The sequence below is a fragment of the Pseudomonas sp. NFACC13-1 genome, assembly GCF_900104425.1.
In the GTDB taxonomy this organism is placed as follows: domain Bacteria; phylum Pseudomonadota; class Gammaproteobacteria; order Pseudomonadales; family Pseudomonadaceae; genus Aquipseudomonas; species Aquipseudomonas fluorescens_AA.
Genome location: NZ_FMXV01000071.1, coordinates 1 through 1,508 on the forward strand (window position 1 = coordinate 1; position 1,508 = coordinate 1,508).

General features: G+C 56.0%; 1 protein-coding gene and 1 pseudogene. Both read left to right on the plus strand.

Translation table 11 applies throughout. The annotated features are described in order from the left end of the window. Positions 1-176: 176 nt before the first annotated feature. Positions 177-1,339, plus strand: a protein-coding gene (locus BLQ55_RS31055; RefSeq protein WP_092259533.1) for an IS3 family transposase whose coding sequence is annotated in 2 segments (ribosomal slippage) — positions 177-432 and positions 432-1,339 — 1,164 coding nt in all. Because the reading frame shifts where the segments join, the coding sequence is not laid out codon by codon here. A gap of 57 nt (positions 1,340-1,396) precedes the next feature. Then, positions 1,397-1,508 (plus strand): annotated as a pseudogene (locus BLQ55_RS32665) (isoprenylcysteine carboxylmethyltransferase family protein); the annotation flags it as partial.

A 1,508-nucleotide genomic window follows, 5' to 3' on the forward strand; every position in this document is an offset into this window, starting at 1 on the left:
GAACCGCACGGGCCAGGAACTCAATCTGATCTAGCTATTGCCGAGCCTCAGCTTCCAAGGTTGAGGTTCGAGAGCCTTCCTGTAGAAAGGGGCTCCGCTCGGAGTCATGGACTGTAGTGGTCTAATGAAACCGGACACCCATTTAGGCGAGAATGCTCGCCAGATTGAGGTGTCTGATGACCAAGCAACGTCGTTCCTTTTCCGCTGAATTCAAACGCGAGGCCGCAGGCCTCGTGCTCGATCAAGGTTATAGCCATACCGAAGCCAGCCGCTCGCTTGGGGTGGTCGAGTCCGCGTTGCGTCGCTGGGTTAATCAACTCCAGCAGGAGCGTAACGGCGTTACTCCACAGAGTAAGGCGCTGACGCCTGAGCAGCAGAAAATCCAGGAATTGGAAGCTCGAATCGCTCGCCTTGAACGGGAGAAATCCATTTTAAAAAAGGCTACCGCGCTCTTGATGTCGGAAGAGCACGAGCGCACGCGCTGATTGATCAATTGAGCGCCCAAGAGTCGGTCGATTGGCTGTGCACAGTCTTTGACATTACTCGCTCGTGTTACTACTCCCACCGCCTCAGGCGCCGAACTCCGGACGTTGAGCGGCTTCGGTTGCGCAGTCGGGTCAACGAACTGTTTACGCAAAGTCGAAGCGCCGCCGGTAGCCGCAGCATCGTGTCGATGATGCGGGAAGACGGTGAGCAAATCGGGCGGTTCAAGGTGCGCGGCCTGATGCGGGAACTGGAGTTGGTTAGCAAACAACCTGGATCACATGCCTACAAACAAGCGACGGTGGAGCGGCCTGACATTCCGAACATCTTGAATCGAGAGTTTGATGTTCCGGCACCGAATCAAGTCTGGTGTGGCGACATCACCTACATCTGGGCTCAAGGGAAATGGCATTACCTGGCTGTCGTTCTGGATCTCTACGCACGCCGAATTGTGGGTTGGGCACTGTCAAACAAGCCGGATGCGGATCTGGTCATCAAGGCGTTGGACATGGCTTACGAACAGCGTGGCAGGCCTCAAGGGCTGCTGTTTCACTCGGATCAGGGCTCCCAATATGGCAGTCGCCAGTTTCGCCAACGGCTCTGGCGTTACCGCATGCGCCAAAGCATGAGTCGTCGTGGAAACTGTTGGGGTAATGCGCCGATGGAGCGTGTGTTTCGCAGCTTGAAAACTGAATGGATACCGACCGTGGGCTACATGACAGCTCAAGAAGCGCACCGCGACATCAGTCATTACCTGATGCATCGGTACAACTGGATTAGACCGCACCAATTCAACAACGGACTGGCCCCAGCCCAGGCCGAGAAAAAACTTAACGTCGTGTCCGGGATTAGTTGACCACTACACTTCGCCCAGCAGTCGATGCTGGCTTGAGAGCACAAATTGGAGATGAGTATGACCGTCGAGCCGCACAACGCGGGTGTGCGCTTCCCTTCACCCTTACTCTATCTGGGAGCGCTGCTGTTGGGGCTGGCGGCGGACCGGTTCATTACCCTGCGCTCTTTCG